General features: G+C 70.2%; 13 protein-coding genes and 2 CRISPR repeat arrays (1 of these 15 cut by a window edge). Of the genes, 7 read left to right on the top strand and 6 right to left on the bottom strand.

Annotated features, from left to right (window positions below; translation table 11 throughout):
- Positions 1-1,252: a CRISPR direct-repeat array (repeat unit 29 nt; unit sequence CTGCTCCCCGCACGCGCGGGGATGGTCCC); it reaches 597 nt to the left of the window's first position.
- A gap of 215 nt (positions 1,253-1,467) precedes the next feature.
- Positions 1,468-2,721: a helix-turn-helix domain-containing protein gene (locus tag DNK56_RS23260; protein ID WP_111337773.1), complete on the top strand. Its 1,254-nt coding sequence runs from the start codon at positions 1,468-1,470 to the stop codon at positions 2,719-2,721.
- Positions 2,722-3,468: 747 nt separating this feature from the next.
- On the opposite strand, the gene DNK56_RS35080 is transcribed toward DNK56_RS23260, so the two are convergent.
- Entirely contained in the window at positions 3,469-3,819 is a 351-nt protein-coding gene (locus tag DNK56_RS35080; RefSeq protein ID WP_158558480.1) for an HD domain-containing protein, read from the bottom strand.
- 223 nt (positions 3,820-4,042) lie between these two features.
- Positions 4,043-5,902: a CRISPR direct-repeat array (repeat unit 29 nt; unit sequence CTGCTCCCCGCACGCGCGGGGATGGTCCC).
- 325 nt (positions 5,903-6,227) lie between these two features.
- Between DNK56_RS35080 and DNK56_RS23245 the strand changes: the two genes are divergently transcribed.
- From DNK56_RS23245 to DNK56_RS35075, 3 genes are all read left to right on the top strand, one after another.
- Positions 6,228-7,058, top strand: coding sequence for a helix-turn-helix domain-containing protein (locus DNK56_RS23245; protein WP_111337765.1), 831 nt, complete (start codon positions 6,228-6,230; stop codon positions 7,056-7,058).
- Entirely contained in the window at positions 7,055-7,264 is a 210-nt protein-coding gene (locus DNK56_RS23240; RefSeq protein WP_111337763.1) for a DUF397 domain-containing protein, read from the top strand. The genes DNK56_RS23245 and DNK56_RS23240 overlap by 4 nt, the downstream gene beginning before the upstream one ends.
- 869 nt (positions 7,265-8,133) lie before the next feature.
- Positions 8,134-8,301: a hypothetical protein gene (locus DNK56_RS35075; RefSeq protein WP_158558481.1), complete on the top strand. Its 168-nt coding sequence runs from the start codon at positions 8,134-8,136 to the stop codon at positions 8,299-8,301.
- A 96-nt stretch (positions 8,302-8,397) separates the two neighbouring features.
- Here DNK56_RS35075 and DNK56_RS23235 read toward each other — a convergent pair whose 3' ends face one another.
- On the bottom strand, positions 8,398-10,167 hold the full coding sequence (locus tag DNK56_RS23235) for an IS1634 family transposase (protein WP_111334132.1): 1,770 nt from the start codon (positions 10,165-10,167) through the stop codon (positions 8,398-8,400).
- Positions 10,168-10,548: 381 nt separating this feature from the next.
- Positions 10,549-11,502, bottom strand: coding sequence for a LysR family transcriptional regulator (locus tag DNK56_RS23230; RefSeq protein ID WP_111337761.1), 954 nt, complete (start codon positions 11,500-11,502; stop codon positions 10,549-10,551).
- Between the two features lie 63 nt (positions 11,503-11,565).
- On the opposite strand from DNK56_RS23230, the gene DNK56_RS23225 reads away from it, so the two are divergent.
- The 3 genes from DNK56_RS23225 (at position 11,566) to DNK56_RS23215 (ending at position 14,807) form a co-directional block, all read left to right on the top strand.
- Positions 11,566-12,864: an MFS transporter gene (locus DNK56_RS23225; protein ID WP_111337758.1), complete on the top strand. Its 1,299-nt coding sequence runs from the start codon at positions 11,566-11,568 to the stop codon at positions 12,862-12,864.
- A gap of 103 nt (positions 12,865-12,967) precedes the next feature.
- Complete coding sequence (locus DNK56_RS23220) at positions 12,968-13,684, top strand: L,D-transpeptidase family protein (protein WP_111339505.1); 717 nt, start codon at positions 12,968-12,970, stop codon at positions 13,682-13,684.
- Between the two features lie 103 nt (positions 13,685-13,787).
- Positions 13,788-14,807 carry a sigma-70 family RNA polymerase sigma factor gene (locus DNK56_RS23215; RefSeq protein ID WP_111337757.1) on the top strand — a complete coding sequence of 340 codons (1,020 nt, stop codon included), beginning with the start codon at positions 13,788-13,790 and terminating at the stop codon, positions 14,805-14,807.
- A 26-nt stretch (positions 14,808-14,833) separates the two neighbouring features.
- Here DNK56_RS23215 and DNK56_RS23210 read toward each other — a convergent pair whose 3' ends face one another.
- The 3 genes from DNK56_RS23210 to DNK56_RS23200 all read right to left on the bottom strand — a co-directional run bounded on the left by DNK56_RS23210 (position 14,834) and on the right by DNK56_RS23200 (position 17,231).
- Complete coding sequence (locus DNK56_RS23210) at positions 14,834-15,139, bottom strand: STAS domain-containing protein (RefSeq protein WP_111337755.1); 306 nt, start codon at positions 15,137-15,139, stop codon at positions 14,834-14,836.
- Positions 15,140-15,256: 117 nt separating this feature from the next.
- Positions 15,257-15,853: a Uma2 family endonuclease gene (locus DNK56_RS23205; RefSeq protein WP_111337753.1), complete on the bottom strand. Its 597-nt coding sequence runs from the start codon at positions 15,851-15,853 to the stop codon at positions 15,257-15,259.
- 100 nt (positions 15,854-15,953) lie between these two features.
- Entirely contained in the window at positions 15,954-17,231 is a 1,278-nt protein-coding gene (locus tag DNK56_RS23200) for a thymidine phosphorylase (RefSeq protein WP_111337751.1), read from the bottom strand.
- Positions 17,232-17,269: the final 38 nt, after the last annotated feature.

Raw genomic sequence — 17,269 nt, 5'->3', positions numbered from 1 at the left:
CGTACGCGATCCGCTGCTCCCCGCACGCGCGGGGATGGTCCCGCCAGGCGTACAACGCCGAGCAGCGCTCGAAGCTGCTCCCCGCACGCGCGGGGATGGTCCCGCCGGCCGGAGCCGAGACCCCGCCCGAGCCCGCTGCTCCCCGCACGCGCGGGGATGGTCCCGCACCAAGTGGTGCGTTGTCTAGGCAGGGTGTCTGCTCCCCGCACGCGCGGGGATGGTCCCGTCGCGGGCACGGATCACCGGGCCATCGCCGGCTGCTCCCCGCACGCGCGGGGATGGTCCCACCCTGCGTCTGAAGGACGCAGTGGACTCCGTCTGCTCCCCGCACGCGCGGGGATGGTCCCCTCACTCGGCTCGACGTCAAGCAGGGCCAGGGCCTGCTCCCCGCACGCGCGGGGATGGTCCCGCAGGCCGTCAGTGGCGGCAGGCGAAGAAGGACTGCTCCCCGCACGCGCGGGGATGGTCCCGGCAGCAGCGGCATCGCCCCGGCCTGTATCCCCTGCTCCCCGCACGCGCGGGGATGGTCCCGACGGAGGAGAACACCATGTGGCAGACCCTGACTGCTCCCCGCACGCGCGGGGATGGTCCTAGTCACCGCGCTTCTCCGGATATCCCATCGTTCTGCTCCCCGCACGCGCGGGGATGGTCCCACCCCGACCCGCACGTTCGTCTGCTCCCCGCACGCGCGGGGATGGTCCCTCCTCGCGGTCCGCGGCGCTCGCCGCGGTGAGCTGCTCCCCGCACGCGCGGGGAATGGTCCCCGGCTGCACCCGCACTCGCGCCGCAGCCGGTTCTGCTCCCCGCACGCGCGGGGATGGTCCCGGAGGCAGCAACAGCCAGCTGTGTTCCCGCCGCTGCTCCCCGCACGCGCGGGGATGGTCCCTGCATGACCGGGGTGGACTCGCGGATCGTCTTCTGCTCCCCGCACGCGCGGGGATGGTCCCACCGGCATCGTGTCGCCGGACAATGAGTCCGACTGCTCCCCGCACGCGCGGGGATGGTCCCGCCCTGGTGCGCGGCCGCCCGCTCACCGCGCTCTGCTCCCCGCACGCGCGGGGATGGTCCCTTCGCGCGGCGCTTCACGTTCAGGTCGGAGGCCTGCTCCCCGCACGCGCGGGAATGTTCCCCGGCGGCGTTCCCGGGCGAAGAACTCGTAGACCTACTCCCCGCACACGCGGGGATGGTCCCGCGCTTGATGCGGAGGCCGGCTCGGAAGCGGCCTGCTCCCCGCACGCGCGGGGATGTTCCCTGGTGGTGCACAGCGACGGCCGGCTCGGCTTCCTGCTCGCCGCAGCCGCAGGGACGTTCTCGGCCCGCAGCCGCCCCCGTGAACTTAATGCCCCTCGCCGGCTCCGGTCGGCGGCGGGGCGCAGTTCTGTGTCTGGATCATGTGACGGCGCACACAGATAGGGCCCTGCCTCATACCCTGACAGGTGTCGAAGCTGTTCAGAGAGGGGCAAGGCCATGCGATTTGATGCTACCCCGGACCCGTACGCCAACCCGATCCCATTCGGACATCGCCTGCAGATCCTTCGCACCCGCCGGGGCCTGACCCGCGAGGCGCTCGGCGGGCTGATGGGACGGTCCGGGTCGTGGGTGAAGGGGCTGGAGTCCGGTCGGCTCAAGACACCAAAGCTCGATGTGCTCCTGCACCTGGCTGAGGTTCTCCGTGTGCGGGATCTCTCGGACCTGACCGGGGACCAGGTCGGTGTGCGAGCCGCGCTGTTCACCGGCCCGGGGCACCCGCGGCTGGCTGCCGTTGCGTCTGCGGTGGACGCCTTCGCCCTCACCTCGGACTCGCCCGCACCACCGACGGCGCACATCGAGGCCCGGATCAGTCGGGCGTGGGCGGCCCGGCACTCCGCACCAAACCACCGAGAGGTCCTCGGCGGCCTCCTACCCGGCCTGATCCAGGACGCTCAACTGGCCGTACGGCAGAGCGACCGAGCCGCCCAGCGGCGATCGGCTCAGGCCGCCCTCGCGCAGACGTATGCCCTCGCTCAGTTCTTCCTCGCCTACCAGCCAGATCCCGCCCTGCTGTGGCGGGTTGCCGAGCGCGGCATGGTTGCCGCGCAGGAGAGTGAGGACCCGCGCGCGATCGGGGTTGCCGCATGGCTGACCGCCCAAGCCCACCGCGAGGCCGGGGCGGCACACTACGACGCCGCGGACGCGGTGACGCGTGAGGCGCTCGCCTACCTGGAGCCGATGCTGCCGGACGCCGACGACGATGTCCTGGCCGTCGTCGGCGCGCTGCGCTGCGAGAGCGGCCTCACTGCGGCCCGGCGTGGCGCAAGCGGTACGGCCTGGCGTTACTGGGACCAAGCCGACGCAATCGCCCGGCGCCTGCCTGAGAGGTACTTCCACCCGGTCACCAGCTTCTCCCGGGCGGTCATGGGGGCGCACGCGGTCACGGTGGCGGTCGAACTGCACGCCGGCGGAGAGTCCGTACGGCAAGCTGCGGCTTCGGACGCCGTCACCATCCCGTCGCGGCCGCGCCGCGCCCGGCACCGGATCGAGGAGGCCAGGGCGTACCACCTGGACAGGCAGCCCGACGTCGCGCTGGCCACGCTGGAGCAGGCGCACGCGTCAGCCCCCGAGACCATTAAGTACAACGGCCACGCCAAGAGGATCGTATTGGAAGAGGCAGAGGCCAAGGCGCCAGCACGGCGGCAGCGGGCGGCCGGACTGGCGGTGAAGCTCGGCCTGCTCTCTGCGTGATCGCTGTGTGAGCGAGGGGGCACAGACTGTGCCCCTGCTGCGTCTCGGCTGTTCGTACCGTCAGATCACTGACTACCGACAGCCGGGACGGCCCATGACCACTACTGAGTTACTTCTCCCGAATCCCGTCTCGTTGTCGGACGCGCAGCAGCGCGGAGCGGCCTGTGTCTGGTGCGCCGCCTCGCTGACCATCACGGCCGCCCACGATCTCGGGCCTCGCCAGATCGTCCCCGGTTCCTCCGTGCACTGGTTCCCCCGCTGCTGCCCCAGCTGCCGAAAGGATCGAGCATGACGGCACAGACGAGACCCAGGAAGACGGTCGGCGATGCGGCGTACCGCACCTGGCTCGGCCACACCGTTGCCTGCCCCACCTGTCGGGCCGGCGTGGCCTGTACGTCCTCCACAAGGCTCGGACGCGCCTGGCGGGCGGCGCGCCGATGATCTTCTGCCCCATCGGAAACGATCACCTCGTCTCGTTCGAGCACGACGGCGAAGCGTACTGCGAGGTGCACGAAGTGCGGGTCGTACGAAACCCCGCCCCGACCGACCCGATTCGCCCCAGCAGGACATCGAATCCCGTTGATCGCCGCCCGCCTTCAATGCCTGCGGCGCTCGACGGTGGCCAGGGTCTTACTCCCGCACCAGGTCGGCGACGTCCACGCCGATGACGCCCGGCCGAGCCCGCAGAGGCCGCCACGATCATCACCAGGCACCTCCGCGAGTCATGCGCTCTGTGTAATGAACCACTCACGCAGCGGCGTTTGTACGCGTACGCTCGACACGCCTGTGGGCACTCCAACACAAAAGCCGACGCGGGGAGGGGAAGGCGGGCGTTGCCTTCCCGATGTCGTGCGCCCCTGCCAACCAAACGGCAAGCCGCCGCCCGTCGTCCTCCCCTCCGGGGAGCGAGGCGCTGATGACCCGCCGCACGCCGGCCGGCAACCACGAGTCCCACAACAGGCCGGCGACGGCCGCGCTGTCCTCCATGTGCCGCCACCCCGCCGAGTCCCGGTCATGCTTGGCCCACACGGTGCGGGTGGGGGCGGAGAGCGTGACGTGGAGACCGGGGCGGGAGGTGGGACGGCTTGCGGTGGTCATGGGCCATTGATACAGAAGGGGAAGAGACGCTCACAGGATGAAAGTTGAGCCAATTTGACGGATGCTGGAGCAAGTGGACCTCACGAGGGGTAGCCAACCGCCAGAGCACCCCGCCACCTTGCGCACGACTCCAACCAGCAACCAGGCAAGGTCCGTTATGTCGGGTTCAATGAAAGTGGTCAAAAACCGCCTCCCCACCGGATAAAGTCGCAGGTCACGGAGTCTGCTCCCCGCACGCGCGGGGATGGTCCCTTGACCGAGGGTCGCATCCTCGCCAAGGAACTCTGCTCCCCGCACGCGCGGGGATGGTCCCGTCCTGATGTCGTCGTCCGCACCACGGGCCGCCTGCTCCCCGCACGCGCGGGGATGGTCCCTTGACGGCCGAGGACGAGCAGACGTTCGACGACTGCTCCCCGCACGCGCGGGGATGGTCCCGCGCGGTCGTGGGAATACAAGAAGGACCCCAACTGCTCCCCGCACGCGCGGGGATGGTCCCGCGCGGTCGTGGGAATACAAGAAGGACCCCAACTGCTCCCCGCACGCGCGGGGATGGTCCCGTCCTGATGTCGTCGTCCGCACCACGGGCCGCCTGCTCCCCGCACGCGCGGGGATGGTCCCGAGCTGCCGGTCGACGACGTCCGGCGGCATGCCTGCTCCCCGCACGCGCGGGGATGGTCCCAGCCACCGCGCCTTGGCGTAGTACGCGCTCTTCTGCTCCCCGCACGCGCGGGGATGGTCCCTCGGCCCAGGACGCGAACTGGTTGTGCAGGCCGCTGCTCCCCGCACGCGCGGGGATGGTCCCGAGACGATCAAGATGCTCATGGTCCGCACGGGCTGCTCCCCGCACGCGCGGGGATGGTCCCACGCTCGACTCGATCAGCCCGGCGTTCGTGCCCTGCTCCCCGCACGCGCGGGGATGGTCCCGTGGCCGGTGCGCAGGCGAGAAGGCCGGACTCCTGCTCCCCGCACGCGCGGGGATGGTCCCCGGGCGGCGACCACGTCGGCGGCGAGGTCGTCCTGCTCCCCGCACGCGCGGGGATGGTCCCGGCTGGACCCGCGCAGCGTCGACCACGCCAAGCTGCTCCCCGCACGCGCGGGGATGGTCCCTACACCCGCGACTGGTCCTGGGCGCAGATCATCTGCTCCCCGCACGCGCGGGGATGGTCCTCGCCAACTCGACACGTTCCAAAACTGCGTCCACTGCTCCCCGCACGCGCGGGGATGGTCCCGGCAAAAGGCTCCGGGCCGGCGTGGCAGCAGACTGCTCCCCGCACGCGCGGGGATGGTCCGTCACCGCCCGAGTCGGCCCGCGCCGGAACTTCCTGCTCCCCGCACGCGCGGGGATGGTCCCTCCGGCCCCCGCTGCCAGGAGTGCGACCGCCCCTGCTCCCCGCACGCGCGGGGATGGTCCCGCCTTGTCCGCGAGAGCTTCCTTGTACTCCGTCTGCTCCCCGCACGCGCGGGGATGGTCCCAGAGCGTGTCCAGTTTTCCGGACAGGGAATTCCTGCTCCCCGCACGCGCGGGGATGGTCCCGGGGTGTGGCAGTCGGCGCACGGGCGGAATCGCTGCTCCCCGCACGCGCGGGGATGGTCCGCCGCCGATGCCCATGACGATCCCTGGGGCCAACTGCTCCCCGCACGCGCGGGGATGGTCCCGGAATCCCATGGCCTACTCCCGCGTGCCGAGACTGCTCCCCGCACGCGCGGGGATGGTCCGCAGAGGAGGGACGCCGCGTGACCCCGAGATGCCTGCTCCCCGCACGCGCGGGGATGGTCCCTCGTCGGGGCGCAAGGCGATCTGGTCGGCGGCCTGCTCCCCGCACGCGCGGGGATGGTCCCCCGTCGGAGGCGTCCGAGGTCTTCACGATTTCCTGCTCCCCGCACGCGCGGGGATGGTCCCCGGCCGGCGTCCACGGAACGGTCGCAGTGCTGCTGCTCCCCGCACGCGCGGGGATGGTCCCTGCCTGGCGAAGGTCCGCGTGCTCGCGGAGTACTGCTCCCCGCACGCGCGGGGATGGTCCCGACCATCCGAGCCCGAGCTCGACCCTCCCCACCTGCTCCCCGCACGCGCGGGGATGGTCCCGACCGGCCGGACGACACCCTGCGCACCGCCGGCTGCTCCCCCCGCTCGGGGGATGTCCTCATGAACGTCTTGGGCAGCGGGCCGAACACGTTCTGCTCCCGGCATGCGTGGGGCTGCTCCCCACACGAGCGCGTCAAGGTGCGTGTCCCAGCTCTGCTCCCCACACTCGCAGGGACAACCCCTTGGGGCTGCCACGCTCATCACCGGGGCCTCCGCGAATCATGTGCTCTGTGTAATGAATCACTCACGCAGCGGCGTTTGTGCGCGTACGCTCGACACGCCTGTGGGCACTCCAACACAGAAGCCGACGCGGGGAGTTGAACAGATGAGCGAACAGGCGGAGCAGGATCGGGAGCCCTCGAACGGCGCGGCCTACTTCGGTGAGGAAGTCCGGGCGGTGCGGGAGGCGCTGGCGCTGTCCCAGACGGAGTTCGCGGACCAGCTCCACTACCAGCAGGCCCAGGTCAGCAAGGTCGAGAACGGCGTCGCGCTCGCGTCGGAGGCATTCGCGGTGGCCATGGACCGCGTGGCGGGAACGCCGGGCACGTATCTGCGCCTCCGCACCAGGCTGAGCAAGCGGGGGCACCCCGAGTGGTTCATCCCGTACATCGCCCTTGAGGAGTCCGCGAGCGGGATCACGGACTACTCGTGCACGTTCCTCATGGGCTTGTTGCAGACTCCGGAGTACGCCGCCGCCGTCATCCGCGCCGCCTTCCCACGCGAGACGGAGGAGCAGATCAAGGAGCGGGTGGAACTGCGCATGAGGCGACAGGCCGTCATAGAGCGTCCCAACCCACCGGTTCTGTGGGTCGTGATCCACGAGGCCGTCCTACGAGCGTGCATTGGTAGCCCATCGGTCATGATCGCGCAGCTTGAACACCTGGCCGTACAAATGGCATCACCCCACGTCACAGTTCAAGTGCTCCCGTACAAAGCCGGTGCCGCTCCCAGCCACTTGCCGTTTACGCTGCTCTCGTTGAACGGCGCACCACACGCCGTCTACTCAGAGAGCCCCACCCATGGCGGGCAGGTCGACGACACGTCTAGCGTGGTGACGACAGCCATTGACGCCTTGGACCGGCTCCGTATGGCGGCACTGTCCGAGGACGAGTCGCTGGCCCTGATTCGCAAGATCATGGAGGATCACGCCAAATGAGCAGCACACCCGCCCCTCAGTCCGTGCGCTGGGCCAAGAGCACCTACAGCGCCGGCGAGGGCCAGTGCATCGAGTGGGCGCCCGACCACGCGTACGCGACGGGCGAGTTCCTGGTCCGCGACAGCAAGAACCCGAACGGCCCGCGCCTGAGCCTCTCTTCCGCCGGGTTCACCGGCCTCGTGGAGTTCGCCAAGAACCACGGGTGATCCCCCCGGACAACCGGCCCTCGCCACTTGGCGGGGGCCGTCGTTGCATCCATCCCGACATGCCACCGCTGCCGAGCTCTGCGGTCAGCACCCAGAACTGGTCAATGTGAGCTGAATCCAGCCCAGCGCAAGTACACCCGAGGAGCGGCAACCGCCCCTCCCGCATACGTAAGCTCTCCAGACGCATGTTCGGGTTGCCCTGGTACTACGGTCGCACGTATGCCGCTCCCGGAATCAACGCCCCGCGCCGTTGGCCTTCGGGTCGAGTCGGTGGAAGGCATTCTCGATCACATGGAACGGCCTCTCCAGACCTGCATGGATCGAGGCACCACCGTACGAAGACGCCGCTCGATCGAGGCGCGAACGGACCGTGGTACGTGGAATCGAGAGATTCGGGCTCGACAAGATCGGCGCCCGGGGTGGTGCCGAAGAGATGATCGCGGCGCTTCAGATGGACTGGCCGTACGACCGACCTCCGAGCCGGCTGCGGTACTGGCGGATCACCCGCTCATCAGCCCTGGCGGGCAGCGCACCGATCAACTCACCCAAATGAAGGCTCGTTTTCCCCTCGTTCGCCCCTACGGTCATACTCCCAACCCGAGGTTGCCTGTGCGTGGGAGCGTCCGACACCGAGCGGGTGCTGGACGAGTCGACATGGCAAGTCGTCGGCAGCGGCTTCCTGCCAACTTTTGTGCACGATCGAGTCAAGAGAAATGAAGGCAACGGCGATTCCGTAGCTGTCCTTAGCCAGGGGTCTATCCTCGGCTCATACCGATGCGCGTCATGCGCCCCTCAAAGCAGATAGGCAGAGTCCAGTGAACGTCAGTCAGGTAGTCCCCACTCAACGGGCGGAAGGCGAAGAGCACTTCGTGCACTCCTACCTCCTTCTGTCCCGGGCCGCGACGGTAGGACTCCTCGCCGTACCCGGCACGGTCCTGACACTGGCGGGTGTGCCCGTCAGTGAAGTAGCACAATTACTCGGCACCTGCGTGCTGCTGGGCATCCTCTCCTCGCCAAGCCCTGAGTTCCGCAGCTGAGGTGGCGCTCTAGTACACGAATCTGGGGGTTGACCTGCGGATATGCCAGAGCGCACGCCGGATCGGCGTGTGTCTAGGCGGGAGCGTTCATGCAGGTCAGGCGGGTGTGCCGGGTTCCAGGGTGATGATGCGCTTGGGCTCGGGGATCTTGAGCTTGGCGAGGATGTCGCGCTGGGTGGGGCTGGTCTCGGTGCGCTGGCGGAAGGTCCCGGCGGGGCCGGTGAAGGTGCCGACGTGGATGCGTTCGAGTTCCTCGCGCAGGTTCAGCCAGGTGTCGCCGCAGGTGGTCTCGGCGATGCGGATCAGGAGCAACGTGAGCCAGCAGAGCAGGACATGGGCGCGTATCCGGTCTTCCTTGCGGTGGTAGACGGGCCGCAGATCGATGATCGTCTTCATGTCGCGCCAGCCGCGTTCCACTTCCAGCAACTGTTTGTAGCCGGTCGCGATGTCTTCCGGGGACAGGTGCGGGTCGCTGCAGCGCAGGAGGAACTTGCCGTCCAGGCGCTCCTCGGCCTTGATCGCCGCCTTGTCGATCCGCAGCAGCCCCTTCGGGGTGACGCGCAGGAACCGGTTCAGGCCGGGCTTGGTGGACAGCCGGCCGCGCAGTTCGGCGCGCTTGGTCGCGCTCAGCTTGTCGGTGTCGGCGATCGTCTCGCCGAGCTGGGCGAGGAGGTCGCTGCGGATCGCGGCGTCGCGTTTGGCCTGTTCGGGGTTGTGGCAGATCACGAACCGGTCGGCGGTGTCGTCGAGTTGGACCTGCTTGACCTGCATGTTGTCGGCGACGTGAGCATAGCGTCCCTGCCGGGAGAGGGCGGCTTGGGCGGCGGGTGAGCCGGAGCGGATCTTCTCGCCCAGGATGTAGTGGCCGCCGGCTCGCTGCAGGAAGCGGCGGTTCTTCTCGGAGGCGAAGCCGCGGTCGGCGACCCAGACAACCCGGGTCAGTTTCCATTCCCGCAGGTCCTCGCGGACCTGGCGGATCAGCGCGGAGTCCCCGGTGTTCCCCGGCCAGGACCAGACGCGGATCGGGATGCCGGTGCGGGTGACCGCCATGCCGATGACGACCTGTGGAAGATCCGGGCGGTGGTCCTTGCTCTTGCCGTACGCCCGGAACGACTTCACGTTCTCCTCGCCGTCGCCGTCGCCGTCGCCGTCGCCGTCGCCGTCGTGATCGTGGTTGTCTGGCTGGGCGTCCGGGTCGGTCTGCGGGTGAAGGAGGCGTCCGTGCTCGTCGCGGGCGGCGGGGGTGTCGGGCTCGCCGGTCTCGAAGTAGGTGCTGGTGGTGTCGAAGAACAGCAGGTCGACTTCGAGGTTGAGGAGGTCGGCGACGGACCAGTAGACCTCTTCGGCAAGCTTGTCTTCGATGGTCAGCAGCCAGTCCATCGCCCGGTAGCAGGCGTCCTCGCTGGTGGCGGGCAGGCCGGGGATGTGGCTGTCGTGCTCGATCCAGCGAGTCGCGGCAAGCTTGGAACTCGGGGCCAGGGCCCGGTTGGCGACCAGCGCGAACAGCACCCGCTCCGCGGCCGGGTCCAGGCGGCGGCCCTTGAGGAGCTTCTTCATCACCGTGTCGATCCCGATGCGGTGCCACAAGCCGTCCAGGGCGTGGGCGCCGCCCATCGGGCGGGAGGCCAGGAACGTCAGCTCCGAGCCGGATGTGGCCCGCAGTGCGGCAGCCGGCTCGAGCAGCTTGGTCAGCGAGGTGACCAGCCGCTCGATGGCCGCCCGGTCCAGACGGTCCTCGCGGCCGAAGTTGTGCAGGACCTGCGGGCGCGAGGTGCCGGCGGCAGCGTCCCACTGGTTGTGCGCCAGCTGCAGATAGCGCACGGACGAGCCGTCCTTGTTCTTCCGCGTCGTCGCCCGTACGTACATGGTTCCAGACCTTAACAGCAACACCACAGGTCAATACAGGGAAGTCGCGCAGAACGTGTTACTAGGAGATTCCGGTTGTTCCACCAGGCCGGAACCCAGTGACCTGCGACAACGCCGTCATCCGTGTCCAGGATCCCCGATTAGCTGCGGAACGCAGGCAAGCGGTCGAGGAGGCCGCCTCGTCCGAGCCTTCACGCGAGGCATACTCGGATCGAACAGGTAGGTCCCAAGACTCCTCGCGACAGCGGGGATGGCCCCGGCGATTCCGTCGCGGATCAGCTGCGGTTCAGTTGCTCCCCGCACCCGCGGGGATGGCCCCGGCATCATCACGGTAATGCTGGGGCCGCTCTGCATTCCGGCACGTCCGCAGGGCATCGCCCCTCAGTCCGGCAGCAGGTTTCCCCGGCGGCTCAGGAGGAACCGTTTGAATGCCGCCACCGGGGGTGTGTCCGGGTGGCCGTCCAGCCAGGCCACGCCGATCTCGCGGGCTGCCCTCGGGGCCGTCACCGTCAGTTCGACCACGCCGGGGCGGGCCACCGCGGGTGGGGGCAGGAGGGCCACGCCGAGGCCCGCCGCGACCAGGCCGCGCAGGGTTTCCGCCTCCTCGCCCTCGAAGGCGACGCGTGGGGTGAAGCCGGCTTCGGCGCAGAGGTCGTCCGTGATGCGGCGGAGGCCGTAGCCGGGTTCGAGGGTGACGAAGGTTTCGTCGGACGCTTCGGCGAGGCGGATGCGGCGGCGGGTGGCGAGGCGGTGGTCCTCGGGGACGACCAGGCGCAGGCGCTGTTCGTCCAGGCGGCGGGTGACGAGGTCGGGGGCGTCCGGGACCGGGGAGGTGAGGCAGAGGTCGAGGCCGCCGGCGCGGAGGCGTTCGATCATGGCCTCGCCGTAGTTCTGGACGAGCTGGAAGCGGACCCGGGGATGATCGGCCCGGAAGGCACGGATCAGGGCCGGAACGGTTTCGGAGCCCATCGTGTGGAGGAAGCCGAAGGCCACCTTGCCGGCGGCCGGGTCCGCGTCGGCGCGTACCGATTCGGCGGCCTTCTCCACCTCGGCGAGGGCGCGTTCGGCGGAGCCGAGGAAGGTGCGGCCGGCCGGGGTGAGGGAGACGGTGCGGCCCTTGCGGGCGAACAGGGCGACGCCCAGGTCGTCCTCCAGCCGGACCATGGCGCGCGACAGCGTGGACTGCGGGACGCCCAGTTCCTGCGCGGCGCGCGTGACGTGCTCGTGGCGGGCGACCGCCGCGAAGTACGCGAGGCGCGGCGCGAGGACCGCGCGGATGTCTTCTTCGTAACTGCTCGGTGACAGCCGAGGCTGTGAGCTGTGCTGATGCGCCATGGGATTGATTATTCGCCGTTTGTGCATTGGACGCATGAAGGGGGGCCGACCTACGTTCGTCGCATGCCTCCTGCCAGTACCGGGGCGGTCACCCTCACCGTGGCCGCCTCGACCCAGCCGTCCCCCGTCACCGACACCACCGACCGGCTCGAACCCGGCCGCCCCGGCTACCGCCGGATGAGCTTCGCCCTCTTCGCCGCCGGTGTCGCGACGTTCGCACTCCTCTACTCCACGCAGGCGCTGCTGCCCGCCGTGTCCGCGTCCTTCGGCGCCACGGCCGGGCAGGCGAGCTGGACGGTCTCCGCGGCGACCGGCGCGCTGGCGCTGTGCGTGCTGCCGCTGAGCGCGTTGTCGGAGCGGTTCGGGCGGCGGCAGATGATGACCGCCTCGCTGGTGATCGCGGTGACGGTCGGGCTGTTCGTGCCGTTCGCGCCCTCGCTCGGCTGGCTGATCGCGCTGCGCGCCGTACAGGGTGCCGCGCTCGCCGGGCTGCCCGCGTCGGCGATGGCGTATCTGGCGGAAGAGGTGCGGCCCAAGGCGCTCGTCGCCGCGATCGGACTGTTCGTGGCCGGCAACAGCATCGGCGGGATGACCGGCCGCATCCTCACCGGCTGGGTCGCGCAGTTGTGGGGCTGGCGGGCGGCGCTCGGCGCGGTCGGGCTGCTGGCCGTGGTGTGCGCGGTCGTCTTCCACTTCATGATCCCGCCCGCCCGGCACTTCACTCCGGGCACGCTGAACCCGAAGGCCCTGGCCAGGACGGTGGGTTCGCACCTCGCCGACCCGCTGCTGCGCAGGCTGTACGCGATCGGCGCGCTGTTCATGACGGTGTTCGGCGCGGTGTACACGGTCATCGGCTACCGGCTCGTGGAGGCGCCGTTCAACCTGCCGCAGGGCATCGTCGGGTCGATCTTCCTGGTCTACCTCGTGGGTACGGTCTCCTCCGCGGCGGCCGGTCGGCTGGTGGCGCGGCTCGGGCGCCGGGGCGCGCTGTACCTGGCCGTGTCGACCACGGCGGCGGGTCTGCTGCTCTCGCTGGCGGACCGGTTGGCCGCCGTCCTGCTCGGCCTGGTGCTGATCACGGCCGGGTTCTTCGCGGGGCACGCGGTCGCCTCCTCGGCGGTCAGCCGTACGGCGACCACGGGGCGTGCGCAGGCGTCGGCCCTGTACCAGTCGGCGTACTACCTGGGCTCCAGCGCGGGCGGCACGCTGGGCGCGGTCGCCTTCCACGCCGGCGGCTGGGCGGGCACGGTGGCGCTGGGGCTGTTCGCCGTACTCGGCGTCGTCACCATCACGCTGTACGGGACGCGCGCCGCCCGTGCCGAACGGCTGCGGCTCTCCCCCGTGGCGTCCGTACAGAACTGAGACATTCGGCGCACAACCAACCTCTCCCCTTCGCGCATCTAGCAGGCGGAATCACCGCAGTGCGCGCGAAGGGGAGTTGGCGTACATGGGAGTGGGGGAGAACATGCGGAACATTCGGAGTGCCGGGGGCGTACGGGTGCGGCGGGGGCTGGTGCTGTCCGTCGCGGCGCTGACCGCGATACCGGCGTTCGTCATCGGTACGGGCGGCAGCGCGCAGGCGGCGTCCTGCACGAAGTCGAAGGGGCCGTACCAGAAGCAGGTCGAGAAGTACCTGCACCTGAAGGTGGACGGCAAGCAGTCGTCGGCCGACTGCAAGGCGATCCGGTCGTTCCAGAACAAATACGGTGTCACTCCGGCCATCGGTTATGCGGGACCGGTCACCTGGCGGACGATGCAGACGCTCACCGCGCAGAAGGCCGCCGGGAAGAACCCGAACAAGGCCAAGAAGTGCCCCACGAACAAGGGGCGGATCGCCTGCGTCGACCTGACGCGGCAGCTCAGCTGGATCCAGGACGGCAAGAAGCTGAAGTTCGGGCCGGTTCCGGTGCGGACCGGGCGGGACAAGTACGAGACCCGGACGGGCTCGAAGAAGATCTACTGGCGCCACAAGAACCATGTGTCGTCGATCTACCACGTGGCCATGCCGTACTCGCAGTTCTTCGACGGCGGGCAGGCGTTCCACGCGGTCGGCGTGAAGATGTGGAACCCGCCGGGGTCGCACGGCTGCGTCAACATGCGTACCGCCGACGCGAAGTCATACTGGAACCTGTTGAGGAACGGCGACGACGTCTACGTGTACGGCCGCAAGCCGGGGACCTGACCGGTTTCCGCCCTTCCCGCCCCCGTTGTCAGTGGCCTGCGGTAGCTTCCGAAGTGCTGGGTGAAGTGAGCGGTGTCACAGCGCGACAGGGGTGGAACGGGCGATGGGTGAACTGACAGCGGCGGCGGCCGCGGGGTCCGGCTCCGGGGCGGCCGACGACCTCGACAGCCGGCTGGAGGGACACCGGGTCGAGCTGACCGGGTACTGCTACCGGATGCTCGGCTCGGCCTTCGAGGCGGAGGACGCGGTCCAGGACACGCTGGTCCGGGCCTGGCGCAACTTCGACAAGTTCGAGGGCCGGTCCTCGCTGCGCTCCTGGCTGTACCGCATCGCGACAAACGTGTGCCTCGACATGCTGAACGCGGGCAGGAAGCGGGCGCGGCCGGTGGATCTGTCGGGGCCGACGCCGCTCGCGCAGGCCGCGCTCAACCCGCTGCCGGAGAACACCTGGCTGGAGCCGATGCCGGACGGCCGCATCCTGCCGACGATTGAGGACCCGGCGGAGGCGGCGGTGGCGCGCGAGTCGGTGCGGCTCGCGTTCGTCGCCGCGCTCCAGCATCTGCCGCCGAAGCAGCGGGCCGTGCTGATCCTGCGCGAGGTGCTGGCGTGGAAGGCCGCCGAGGTGGCGGAGCTGCTCGACACCTCGGTCGCCTCGGTCAACAGCGCCCTCCAGCGCGCACGGGCGACGCTCACCGACCACGAGACCGTGGCCGCCGACGCGGCGAACCCGCTGGACGAGGAGCAGGCCAAGCTCCTGGAGCGGTACGTGGCGGCGTTCGAGGGCTACGACATGAAGGCGCTGACCGCCCTCCTCCACGAGGACGCGGTGATGACGATGCCGCCGTTCGACCTCTGGCTCCGGGGCCACGACGACATCACCGGCTTCATGACCTCCATCGGCGCGGGCTGCGCCGGCTCCCGTCTCGTCGCGACCTCCGCCAACGGCACCCCGGCCTTCGCCCACTACAAGCCGAACCCGGAGGGCCCCGGCTTCGTCCCGTGGGCGGTCCAGGTCATCGACATCTCGGACGGCGCGATCACGGGCATGCACTGCTTCCTGGACACGCCCCGCTGGTTCCCGCTGTTCGGCCTCCCGGACCGCCTGGAGGCGGACGCGGCGTAAGGTGCGCGGGCCGGGCGGCGCCCGCTTCACGGCCGCCCGTCCCCCACCACGTCCCCCAGCCCCACCAGGTTGAGCAACGCCCCCAGTTCCGGGGGTGTCCCCCGTAGCCGCAGGCGGCGGTTGCCCGTCCTCCGGGCGGTCAGGGAGAGGCGGGCCAGGACCTCGACCGTGGTCAGGTCCGGGTGGACGAGCCCGCTCAGGTCGCAGTCGACCGCCGTGACCGCGGCCGGGGTCGCCGCGAGCAGGGCCTCCAGCTCGGCGCACAGGCGCGGGCCGGCGGCGCGGGTGAGGCGGCCGGAGAGGACGAGCGCGGCCGGGCGCGGGGCTTCCATACCCTGACAGACCCAGGCCGCATCGAAAACTCATCGCCGGAACTCATCGCCCGAGTCCATCGCCCGGACTCGGGGCGACTCGCCGCGCCCGCAGCCCCGCGGGCTCCTGCGGGCTCCTCAGCCGGCCGGGAAGATCCCCGTGTCCAGGTCCAGGCCGAACGGATCGGGGAGGGTCAGCTTCTCGCCGTACTCGACCGTGGCCAGCTGCCGGTACGTACCGCTCCGGGGCTCCCCGTACAGCGTGGCGGTGGGACGGCCCGAGTGCCAGGGGTCCAGCAGGAGGAACAGCTCGACGCCCGCCTTCGCGTAGCCGTGCACCTTGCCGATGCGGTCGTGGTTGGCGTTGGCCTGCGACGTGATCTCGACGACCAGCAGCGCTTCCTCCGCGGGGACGCGGTTGCCCGGCCCGGTCGCCACGGCCCGCGGGACGACCACGAGGTCGGGGATGTAGAGCCCGGCCCGTCCGGGGACCGAGACGCCCAGGGTTTGATAAATACCCCAGTCCTGCGGGATCACGGAGTAGAGCCTGCGCTGGAGCAGCTCCGCAGTGGTGTTGTGGTCCTTGGACGGTGGCGGCGACACAGTGACGATCCCCTCGATGATCTCCACCTTGCAGCCCTCCGGCGCGTCCGTCTCCTCCCAGATCCGGACGAGGTCGTCCCACTCCTGGCCCTGTCCCTGGCCCGGCGCGGGATCGACGGTGAGTGCGCTCATGGCGGTCTCTCCTCGTATTGGTGCGTCACCGAGTCCAGCATGCCGAACGGGACCGGGGGCAGTCCACCGGTCCCGTTCACCCGTACGGGGAAGGCGCAGGTCAGGCGATACGTTCCCGCACCACCGGGGTCGCCGTGAACGGGGTGCCGGCCGGTTCGATGTCGTACGCGTCCGGGAGCGCCTTGAGGGCGTAGTCGAACTTCTCCGGGGTGTCCGTGTGCAGCGTCAGCAGCGGCTGACCGGCGGTGACCTCGTCGCCGGGCTTGGCGTGCAGCTCGATGCCCGCGCCGGCCTGCACCGGGTCCTCCTTGCGGGCGCGGCCCGCGCCCAGGCGCCAGGCGGCGACGCCGATGTCGTACGCGTCCAGGCGGGTCAGCACGCCGGAGGCGGACGCCTTGATGACATGCTGCTCGCGGGCGACCGGCAGCGGGGCGTCCGGGTCGCCGCCCTGGGCGGAGATCATCCGGCGCCAGACGTCCATCGCGGAGCCGTCGGTGAGGGCCTTCTCCGGGTCGGCGTCCTTGAGCCCGGCCGCGTCCAGCATCTCGCGGGCGAGGGCCAGGGTGAGGTCGACGACGTCCTTGGGGCCGCCGCCGGCCAGGACCTCGACGGACTCGCGGACCTCCAGGGCGTTGCCCGCGGTGAGGCCGAGCGGGGTGGACATGTCGGTGAGCAGGGCGACCGTGCGGACGCCGCTGTCGGTGCCGAGGGCGACCATGGTGGAGGCCAGCTCGCGGGCGTCGTCGAGGTTCTTCATGAAGGCGCCGGAGCCGACCTTGACGTCCAGGACGAGGGCGCCGGTGCCCTCGGCGATCTTCTTGGACATGATCGAGCTGGCGATGAGCGGGATCGCCTCGACGGTGCCGGTGACGTCGCGCAGCGCGTACAGCTTCTTGTCGGCGGGGGCCAGGCCGTCGCCGGCGGCGCAGATGACGGCGCCGGTGGTGTCGAGGACGTCCAGCATCTCGGCGTTGGAGAGGTGGGCGCGCCAGCCGGGGATGGACTCCAGCTTGTCCAGCGTGCCGCCGGTGTGGCCGAGGCCGCGGCCGCTGAGCTGGGGCACGGCCGCGCCGCAGGCGGCGACGAGCGGGGCGAGCGGGAGGGTGATCTTGTCGCCGACGCCGCCCGTGGAGTGTTTGTCCGTGGTGGGGCGGGAGAGCTCGGCGAAGTCCATGCGTTCGCCGGAGGCGATCATCGCGGCGGTCCAGCGGGCGATCTCCGTACGGTTCATGCCGTTCAGCAGGATCGCCATGGCCAGCGCGGACATCTGCTCGTCGGCGACCTCGCCGCGGGTGTACGCGTCGATGACCCAGTCGATCTGCTCGGGTGTCAGCTCGCCGCGGTCCCGCTTGGTGCGGATGACGGAGATGGCGTCCATGGTGAGGCGTCCTTCCGGCCGGTTCGTACAAACGCGTG

The sequence above is a fragment of the Streptomyces sp. AC1-42W genome (genome assembly GCF_003248355.1).
Classification (GTDB): domain Bacteria; phylum Actinomycetota; class Actinomycetes; order Streptomycetales; family Streptomycetaceae; genus Streptomyces.
Note: the sequence above shows the minus strand (reverse complement) of the source record. Positions and strands in the feature narration are given on the sequence as shown.

Coding starts and splice junctions, on each gene's coding strand:
- DNK56_RS23210 (WP_111337755.1), bottom strand. CDS start 15,139: ATGGAAGCCCCGCGCCCGGCCGCGCTCGTCCTCTCCGGCCGCCTCACC.
- DNK56_RS23245 (WP_111337765.1), top strand. CDS start 6,228: ATGAGCGAACAGGCGGAGCAGGATCGGGAGCCCTCGAACGGCGCGGCC.
- DNK56_RS23235 (WP_111334132.1), bottom strand. CDS start 10,167: ATGTACGTACGGGCGACGACGCGGAAGAACAAGGACGGCTCGTCCGTG.
- DNK56_RS23230 (WP_111337761.1), bottom strand. CDS start 11,502: ATGGCGCATCAGCACAGCTCACAGCCTCGGCTGTCACCGAGCAGTTAC.
- DNK56_RS23260 (WP_111337773.1), top strand. CDS start 1,468: ATGCGATTTGATGCTACCCCGGACCCGTACGCCAACCCGATCCCATTC.
- DNK56_RS23215 (WP_111337757.1), top strand. CDS start 13,788: ATGGGTGAACTGACAGCGGCGGCGGCCGCGGGGTCCGGCTCCGGGGCG.
- DNK56_RS35080 (WP_158558480.1), bottom strand. CDS start 3,819: ATGACCACCGCAAGCCGTCCCACCTCCCGCCCCGGTCTCCACGTCACG.
- DNK56_RS23220 (WP_111339505.1), top strand. CDS start 12,968: ATGCGGAACATTCGGAGTGCCGGGGGCGTACGGGTGCGGCGGGGGCTG.
- DNK56_RS23225 (WP_111337758.1), top strand. CDS start 11,566: ATGCCTCCTGCCAGTACCGGGGCGGTCACCCTCACCGTGGCCGCCTCG.
- DNK56_RS23240 (WP_111337763.1), top strand. CDS start 7,055: ATGAGCAGCACACCCGCCCCTCAGTCCGTGCGCTGGGCCAAGAGCACC.
- DNK56_RS23205 (WP_111337753.1), bottom strand. CDS start 15,853: ATGAGCGCACTCACCGTCGATCCCGCGCCGGGCCAGGGACAGGGCCAG.
- DNK56_RS23200 (WP_111337751.1), bottom strand. CDS start 17,231: ATGGACGCCATCTCCGTCATCCGCACCAAGCGGGACCGCGGCGAGCTG.